Annotated in this window: 8 protein-coding genes; 6 read left to right on the top strand and 2 right to left on the bottom strand. The window is 73.7% G+C overall.

The features are described 5' to 3' along the window. Positions 1 to 93 precede the first annotated feature (93 nt). Together KBY81_RS08905 and ureE are read right to left on the bottom strand one after the other, a co-directional pair. Positions 94 to 777, bottom strand: a complete 684-nt coding sequence (locus KBY81_RS08905; protein ID WP_254976282.1) for an urease accessory protein UreF — start codon at positions 775 to 777, stop codon at positions 94 to 96. Continuing rightward, a complete protein-coding gene (gene ureE, locus KBY81_RS08900) occupies positions 774 to 1,478 on the bottom strand; it encodes an urease accessory protein UreE (RefSeq protein WP_219903813.1) in 705 nt (234 codons plus the stop codon). Before ureE ends, KBY81_RS08905 begins: the two co-directional genes overlap by 4 nt. On the opposite strand from ureE, the gene KBY81_RS08895 reads away from it, so the two are divergent. From KBY81_RS08895 to KBY81_RS08870, 6 genes are all read left to right on the top strand, one after another. Continuing rightward, positions 1,477 to 2,391: an urease accessory protein UreD gene (locus KBY81_RS08895; protein ID WP_254976281.1), complete on the top strand. Its 915-nt coding sequence runs from the start codon at positions 1,477 to 1,479 to the stop codon at positions 2,389 to 2,391. The genes ureE and KBY81_RS08895 overlap by 2 nt on opposite strands. Positions 2,392 to 2,445: 54 nt before the next feature. Then, positions 2,446 to 3,129: a Coq4 family protein gene (locus tag KBY81_RS08890; protein WP_254976280.1), complete on the top strand. Its 684-nt coding sequence runs from the start codon at positions 2,446 to 2,448 to the stop codon at positions 3,127 to 3,129. A gap of 63 nt (positions 3,130 to 3,192) precedes the next feature. Then, entirely contained in the window at positions 3,193 to 3,969 is a 777-nt protein-coding gene (locus KBY81_RS08885) for a sulfite exporter TauE/SafE family protein (RefSeq protein WP_254976279.1), read from the top strand. Positions 3,970 to 4,036: 67 nt separating this feature from the next. Then, positions 4,037 to 4,588 (top strand): LemA family protein, encoded by a 552-nt coding sequence (locus tag KBY81_RS08880; protein ID WP_106219588.1) that lies wholly within the window; start codon positions 4,037 to 4,039, stop codon positions 4,586 to 4,588. Further along, a complete protein-coding gene (locus KBY81_RS08875; protein WP_254976278.1) occupies positions 4,581 to 6,380 on the top strand; it encodes a DUF2207 domain-containing protein in 1,800 nt (599 codons plus the stop codon). Before KBY81_RS08880 ends, KBY81_RS08875 begins: the two co-directional genes overlap by 8 nt. Before the next feature lie 56 nt (positions 6,381 to 6,436). Next, a complete protein-coding gene (locus tag KBY81_RS08870; RefSeq protein WP_254976277.1) occupies positions 6,437 to 8,011 on the top strand; it encodes a serine hydrolase in 1,575 nt (524 codons plus the stop codon). Positions 8,012 to 8,053 lie beyond the last annotated feature (42 nt).

Genomic DNA, 8,053 nt, shown 5'->3' with positions numbered 1-8,053 from the left:
GGTTGCAGCCGGCGGCCAGGAGGGTACCGGCGGCGGCGGCCCCGCCCAGCAGGCCCAGCGCCTGGCGCCGGCTGGCCCCTGCCGTCGTGGCCATCAGCTGCGGAACAACCGGGAATACAGCTCACCATGACCCAGCTGGGCCAGGCCCGCCCCCACCCCCCCGTTCCAGAGGGCTTCGGGATCGGCCGCCACCAGCTCCGCCGCCCGGGCGGCGACGGCGGGCGCCAGGGCCAGCTGCAGCCGCTGGGCCTCGGTGGGCCCCAGGGGCACCAGCCGCACGGCGGCGCTGAGCTGGGTGGCGATCCAGCCGTAGAGGTAGGCCTCGACCAGCTCCTGGGGCGCGATGGCCAGGGCCACACCGGCCCAGGCCCAGGCGGCCGGCCAGGCGAGCCGAGCTCGCTGCTCCCCGGGCAGGGGCAGGTCCAGGTCGGCCAGCAGCTGCAGCAGGGAGCGGCCCATCTGGCGCTGCTGGGCCCGCACCTCGGCCGCCTCCCGCTGGGCCAGCAGCCAGCCGTCCAGGTCCAGCACTTCCCCACGGGCCGGCCCGTCCGGGGACCCACGCCAGCGGGTGAGCGCCTGCATCAGTCGGCCCAGGCTGGCGGCCTCGATCGCCAGCGCCCCCCGGGCCAGCTCCGCCTCCAGCCAGTGGGCCACCGCCTCGGCGTCGCCCAGCTCGCCGGCCTGCACGAGCACCTCCAGGCCCTCGGAGTAGCTGAAGGCCCCCACCGGCAGGGCGGGACTGACGAGTTGGAACAGCCGCAGCCGGGTGAGGCTCATGGGTGGGCATGGTCCTGGTGACCATGATCCTGATGGCCATGGGGGTGGTGGTGGCCGTGGCCGGAGGGGGTGTAGGCCCCGGGCTCGGGCTGAAAGGGCCCCATCGTCCGCTCCACGCTCAGACCGCGGTGCCGCAGCAGATCCTCGAGCACGCTGTCGACCCCCAGGCGCAGCGCGTCGCGGTGCAGTTCCATGGCCACGTGGCGGTTGCCCAGGTGATAGGCCGCCTGCAGCAGGGCCAGGGGGTCGGCGGCACGCACCACCATCAGCGGCTCATCGGCGGCCTCCACCACCACCAGGGGTCCACCGGCCTCCGGTGCCAGCCGGTCGCCGGGTTCCAGGGCCCCGCCGCGGGGCAGCTGCAGCAGCAGGTCCCGTCCACAGGCGCTGCGGCGGTGGCCCCGCAGGCTGGTGCGCTCGTCGGCCCGGAGCGGCAACCGCAACCTCGCCTCCGGCTCCGCCGCCGTTTCCGGACCTGGCGCCTCGCCCTGGCGCAGGTGCCGCACCAGCACCAGGGGCCCGGCGGCGTCGGGAAGCGTCACATCAGCCGTGGCGTCGGACACCGTGCCGTCGGAAACCGTGGGGCCGGGCATGGAGCAGGCCAGGGGTGAGGGATCGTCCACCCTGGCCAGCCGCCGGCCGGCGGCCGTGTGTCGGGCGCTACCGAATCCCGCCCCCTGGGGACCCAGCATCGGCGCCATGCAGCTCACCGCCCCTGCCCCCTGGCGAGCCCAGGCCCGGCTTCGTTTCGAGACCGGCACCGGCGTGGACGGCGCCACCCGGCACCAGGGCGGGGCGACGGCGCCGCTGAAGATCCAGCGGGCCTTCGCCGCCGCCGATGGCCGCTGCGAACTGCCCTTGCTGCACACCGGCGGGGGCCTGGTGGGCGGCGATGAGCTGGCCATCGAGGCCGAACTCGGCGCCGGCAGCCGCGCCCTGATCACCAGCGTGGCGGCCCAGAAGGTCTACGGAACCGTGGGCCGCTCCCGGCGGGTCCCCGCCGGCAGCTGGACCCACCAGAGCCTCGACTTCCGCCTCGCCGCCGGGGCCGACCTGGAGTGGCTGCCCCAGGAGCTGGTGGTCTTCCGGGACGGCCTGTTCCAGCAGACCTGTCGGGTGGAGCTGGCCGAAGGGGCGAGCTGGCTGGGGGCGGAGGTGGTGCGGCTGGGGCGCAGCGCCGACGGCGAGACGCTCGGATCCGGCCGCTGGCGCTCCCTGCTGGAGATCCGGCGGGAGGGGCAGTGGGAACTGGTGGACCGGCTGGAGCTGGGCGGCGCCAGCCTGGAGAGCCCCCACGGCCTGGGGGGCCAGCCAGTGTTCGCCAGCCTGGTGTGGGCCGCCCCCGGGCCGGTGGCCGAGCCCCTGCTGGAGGCCTGCCGCGCCGAGCGCCACGGGCTGGAGGGGTCGATGGCCTGCGGCCGGCTGGAGCGGGGCCTGGTGGCCCGCTACCGGGGGCGCTCCACCCAGGCGGCCCGCTTCTGGTTCACGCGCATCTGGACCCGGATCCGGGCCGAGCGGGGGCTGGCGGCTCCGGTGCTGCCCCGGGTCTGGCCGTTCCAGGAGCAGCCCCTGAACCAGGACCCGCTGCCGGTGACCACGGCCCGCAGCTGGTGATCCCCGGCCAGGCGCAACAACGGGCCTAGGTTCGCCCCAGGCGCCGTCCCCCCGATGCATCGCTTCCAGCTCTCCCTGCAGGCCCTGGGCCAGGCGCGCCACCTGATCGCCGTGGGCCGCAGCCAGGGGGATCTCGCCCGGATCGCCGATCTGGTCGACAGCTTCCTGGACACCCCCCAGATGGCCGCCTGCATCGCCCGCTTCCGGGCCCTGCCGGGCGGGGCGGCGATGATGGACGAGCGCTACCCGCCCCTGCAGCCGGATCTGGAGCGGCTCGAGGCGCTGCCGGAGGGGAGCCTGGGCCGCACCTACGCCGCCCTGATCCGCCGCTTCAACTACGACCCTGAATTCTTCCGCCCCCGTCCCGTCGACACGGAGGGCCGCTGGCTCACCCAGCGGATCGCCACCACCCACGACATCCACCATGTGGTCAGCGGTTTCGGCACGACGCCGGTGGGGGAGAACGGCGTGCTGGCCATCACCGCCGTGCAGATCGGCTTCCCCGCCTATGTGAGCCTCACCCACGCCGCCCAGATCGCCGGGTTCCGCTTCAGGCTGGACGGCTACGAAAGCCTCAGCCGCTCCATCAGCCATGGCACCACAATCGGCTTCACCGCCCATCCCTTCGCCACGGCGCGCTGGGAGGAGGGCTGGGAGCTGCCGGTGGCGGAGTGGCGCCAGCGGCTGGGGGTGACCCTGCCGGCGGATGGGGAGTCCTATGGGATCCACCAACCCTGACCGGCCGTCCTGGGAGTGTGGTGGCCCCCGTCACCTGGGCCCCCTGAGCTTCCCCGTCCGCCCATGAGCAGCGATCTGCCCTTCGGGATCCAGGCGCTGGTGGCGTTCCTGGCGGCGATCGCCGCCGGCGGGATCAACGCCCTGGCCGGCGGCGGGTCGTTGATCAGCTTTCCCGCCCTCACGGCCATCGGCCTGCCGGCGGTGATGGCCAACATCACCAACACCGTGGCCCTGGCCCCCGGCTACCTGGGCGCCACCGTGGCCCAGCGCCAGGACCTGCAGGGCCAGCAGCGACGCCTCTGGCTGCTGCTGCCGGCGGGTGCCGCCGGCGGCCTGGTGGGCGGCCTGCTGCTGCTGCACACCGGCGAGCGCCTGTTCACCCAGCTGGTGCCGTTCCTGATCCTGTTCGCCTCGGGGCTGCTGGCGGTGCAGGAACCCGTGCGCCGCTGGGTGCAGCGCCGCTCCGAGCGCCACGGCCGCCGCCCCTCGGAACTCTGGGCCGTGCCGCCGGTGTTCCTGGCGGCCATCTACGGGGGCTTCTTCGGCGGCGGCCTGAGCGTGATCGTGCTGGCGGTGCTGGCCCTCAGTCTCGATGACACCCTCACCCGCCTCAACGGCCTCAAGCAGGCGGTGGCGTTCGCCACCAACCTCACCGCCGCCGCCTTCTTCCTCTTCTCCGGCCAGGTGGCCTGGGCCCTGGCGGCGGTGATGGCCATCGGCGCCATCCTCGGCGGAGCGCTGGGCGGCCGGCTGGCCGGCCGGATTCAGCCAGCCACTCTCCGCACCCTCGTGGTCGTGGTGGGCGTGCTCGTGGCGCTGCTGTACTTCCTCAAGACCTGAGCCGAGGCCCCCTGATGGACCAGCCGGACAACGCCCCTAGGCTTGGGCCCTAACCCACCGCTGGGCCATGCCGCTGCTGCTGATCCTGGTGGCGGTCGCCGCCGTCGGGTTGATCCTGATCTACAACCGCCTGGCCCAGCTGCAGGTGCTGGCGGATAACGCCTGGGCCGACATCGACGTGCAGCTCAAGCGGCGCCACGACCTGATCCCCAACCTGGTGGAGACGGTGCGGGGTTACGCCAGCCACGAAAAGGAAAGCTTCCGGACCGTGATCGAAGCCCGTAACGCTGCCGTGGCGGCCCGGGGGCCCCGGGAGCAGCAGCAGGCGGAGCAGGCCCTGGGGGCATCGCTCGGCCAGCTGTTCGCCCTGGCGGAGGCCTACCCGGCCCTGCGGGCGGTGGAGAGCTTCCAGACCCTGCAGACCAACCTCAGCCAGATCGAAGAAACCCTCCAGAGCGCCCGTCGCTACTACAACGCCGTGGTGCGGGACCTGAACACGGCGATCGTGCAGTTCCCCTCCAACCTGGTGGCCGGTGGCTTCGCGATCCGCCCGCGCACCTATTTCGAGCTGGAGAACCCGGCCGAAGCGGCGGTTCCCGCCGTCCGCTTCGATGGCTGAGGGCCCTCCGGCCACCCGGAGACTGTGGCGGCGCTGGCGCTGGGGGCTGGGTGGGCTGCTCGGCCTGACCCTGACCCTGCTGCTCCTGGCCCCCTGGGGGGCCGGCGCCGCCCTCAGTGCCGGTGAGCGCCAGCTCACGCTCACCGATTTCCAGATGCAGGCGGTGGTGGAGACCACCGGTGCCGTGCAGGTGAGCGAAACCCTCACCGCCCGCTTCGATGGCTCCTGGAACGGCCTGGTGCGCCAGATCCCCCTGCTGGCCCGGCGGCCCGGTGGGCTCGAACCCCTCGGGCTGCGGGTGCTGGCGATCACCGACCCCGAGGGCCGGCCCTTCCGCTACGAGAGCAGCCACCCCGGTGCCGACCTGAAACTGAAGATCTGGATCCCCGGCGCCGAGAACACCAGCCGCACGGCCGTGATCACCTACCGGCTGAAGCGCGGTCTGCGCTTCTACCCGGACCACGACGAATTCAACTGGAACGTGACCGGCAACGCCTGGGAGGTGCCGATCGAGCGGGCCTCGGCCCGGGTGCAGCTGCCGCCGGGTGTGTCCGGACTCCACGCTTCGGTCTACACCGGGCCCCGCGGCGCCCGTGACCGGAACGCCACCATGACGGTCGGTGCCGACACGGTGTCCAGCACCACCACCCGGCGGCTGGAGCCCGGCGAGGGCTTCACCCTGGCGGTGGGCTTCGCCAAGGGGCTGGTGCCGCCGCCCTCGGCCCTGGCCCAGCTGATCGACTGGTGGCAGGGTCGGCTGGCCCTGCTGCTGCCCCTGCTGTGCGCCGGCGTGCTGGGCCCGCTCTGGTGGCGGATCGGACGGGATCCGGCGGTGGGCGCGGTGCCGGTGGCCTACGAACCCCCTGAGGGGCTGCCGCCGGCGGTGCTGGGCAGCCTGGTGGCGGAGCAGGTGAGCGGAACCGCCCTTTCGGCCACCCTGGTGGCGCTGGCGGTGAAGGGCCAGCTGCGCATCGAGCAGGACCAGCGGAAGCTGCTGTTCCTGACTCTGGGCAAGCGCTACGTGTTCACCCTGCTGGGCGAGCCGGGTCAGAGGTCGGCGCTGCTGCCCCATGAGGCCTACCTCCTCGACACCCTGTTCCCCTCAGGCACGGCAGGGGACACGGTCAGCACCGATCAGCTTCGCGACCACTACTACGTCCATGTGCCCGGCTTCGAGCGGCTGGTGAAGCAGGCGGTGCTGGCGGAGCGGTTCTTCCGGCGCTGGCCCGGCACCGTGCGGGCCCTCACCTTCTTCGGTGGCCTGGGACTGGCCGGTGCGGCGGTGGCGCTGGCCCTGGTGCTGCTGCCCCACGACATCGTGCTGCTGCAGGGGGAGGCGCACCCGTGGCTGACCTTCGGCTCCCTGGCGCTGACGGTGGTGCTGGTGGGCGTGTTCGCCTGGATCATGCCCAGCCGCACCACCCGCGGCACGGCGGTGCTGCGCCAGACCCTCGGCTTCCAGGAGTTCCTGCGCCGGGTGGAGGCGCCGCGGCTGGAGCGGGTGGTGCTGACGCCGGAGCTGTTCGAGCGCTTCCTGCCCTACGCGATGGTGGCGGGCCTGACCCGGCAGTGGACAGCCGCGTTCCAGGGGATCCTCGAAGTGGCCCCCAGCTGGTACGTCGGCAGCGGTGACTTCGATCTGACGGATTTCGGCACCAGCCTGGAGGACTGCTTCAGCACCACCAGCGGCGCCATGCAGTCGTCACCGAGCAGCTCCAGCAGCTCCAGCGGCAGCTCCGGCGGGGGCAGCTCCGGTGGCGGCGATGGCGGTGGCGGCGGCGGCGGCTTCTGACCAACGGGAAAGGGGCCACCGCCAGGCCTAGCTTTCCCCGAGTTGCCGGCGTTGCCGTGGCCCCAAGCGTCCTGCGCCGCCCCGGGGCGGCCGCCCTGGTTCTGGGTCTGGCGCTCCAGCTCCCGGGGGCCGCCCGCAGCGCCGAGGCGCCATCGGGCCCGCCGCCGCCGCCGCGCCAGGTGACGGCGGAAAGCCTGGCGGCGGCCCTGCCCCGGCTCGATGCCCTGGCCACGGAGATGCAGCGCAGCACCGGTGTCCCGGGCCTGGCGATCGTGGTGGTGCATGCCGACCGGGTGGTGTTCCTCAAGGGCTACGGCCTGCGGCGGGTGGGCGAGCCCGGCGCGGTGGATGCCGACACCGTCTTCCAGCTGGCGTCGCTCTCGAAGCCGATCGCCTCCACGGTGGTGGCCGGCCTGGTGGGCGACGGGCGCGTGGGCTGGGACGACCCGGTGCTGCGCACCCTGCCGGTGGCCCGGATCGGGCCGCCGGCCATCGCCCCCTTGGTGACCATCCGCGACCTGCTGTCCCACCGCAGCGGCCTGCCCGACCACGCCGGTGATCACCTCGAGGACCTGGGCTTCGATCGGGCCACGATCCTGGAGCGGCTGCGGCTGCTGCCCACCGGCAACCGCTTCCGTGCCGACTACGCCTACACCAACTTCGGCTTCACCGCCGGCGCCGTGGCCGCCGCCAACGCCGTCGGCCGGCCCTGGGAGCAGCTCTCCAGCGAACGGCTCTACGGGCCCCTGGGCATGAGCCGCACCAGCTCCCGCCACACCGACTTCGCGGCCGCCGCCAACCGCGCCTCCCTGCACGTGCCGGAGGGGGGGCGCTGGGTGGCCCGCTACCAGCGGGATGCCGATGCCCAGGCCCCCGCCGGCGGGGTGAGCTCCAGCGTGCGGGACCTGGGCCAGTGGCTGCGGCTGCAGCTGGCCGGCGGCCGCCTCGATGGCCGTGCGGTGGTGGACGGCGCCGCCCTGGCCGAGACCCACCGGCCCCAGATCGTCAGCCAGCCGCCCCGCGATCCGGCCACCGACCGGGCCGGCTTCTACGGGCTGGGATGGAACGTGAGCTACACCGACCGGGGCACGGTGCAGCTGGGCCATTCGGGCGCCTTCGACCTCGGCGCCGCCACGGCCGTCTACCTGCTGCCGGCGGAATCCCTCGGCATCATCGTGCTCTCCAACAGCCAGCCCCTGGGGGTGCCGGAGGCCCTCAGCCTCAGCTTCCTCGACCTGGCCACCACCGGAACGGTGAAGCGTGACTACCTCGCCGCCCTGCGCCCCCTGTTCCGGGGCATGGAGCAGCAGGACTACCCCGCCGTGGTCACCCCGGCCCGGCCCCTGCCCGCCCGTCCCGCCGACGCCTACACCGGCAGCTACGCCAATGCCTACGTGGGCGCGGTCGCGGTGGTGCGCCGCGGCGATGGCCTCGAGCTGCAGCTAGGGCCCCGCCTCACGCCGTTCCCCCTCACCCCGGTGAGCGGCGACACCTTCCGCTACCAGCCCGCCGGCGAGAACGCCTACGGCCCCAGCGCCGTCAGCTTCACGGTGGGTGCCGACGGCCGGGCCACGGCGGTGCGGATCGACAACCTCAACCTCAACGGCCAGGGGGTGCTCCAGCGGCGCTGATCGGGGCAGCGAACGTTCCTTCTGAACCTGACCCGGTGCCGG

It is taken from the genome of Cyanobium sp. Lug-B, assembly GCF_024345635.1.
Lineage (GTDB): Bacteria > Cyanobacteriota > Cyanobacteriia > PCC-6307 > Cyanobiaceae > Cyanobium > Cyanobium minutissimum.
This window is presented reverse-complemented; position numbering and strand designations above follow the sequence as displayed.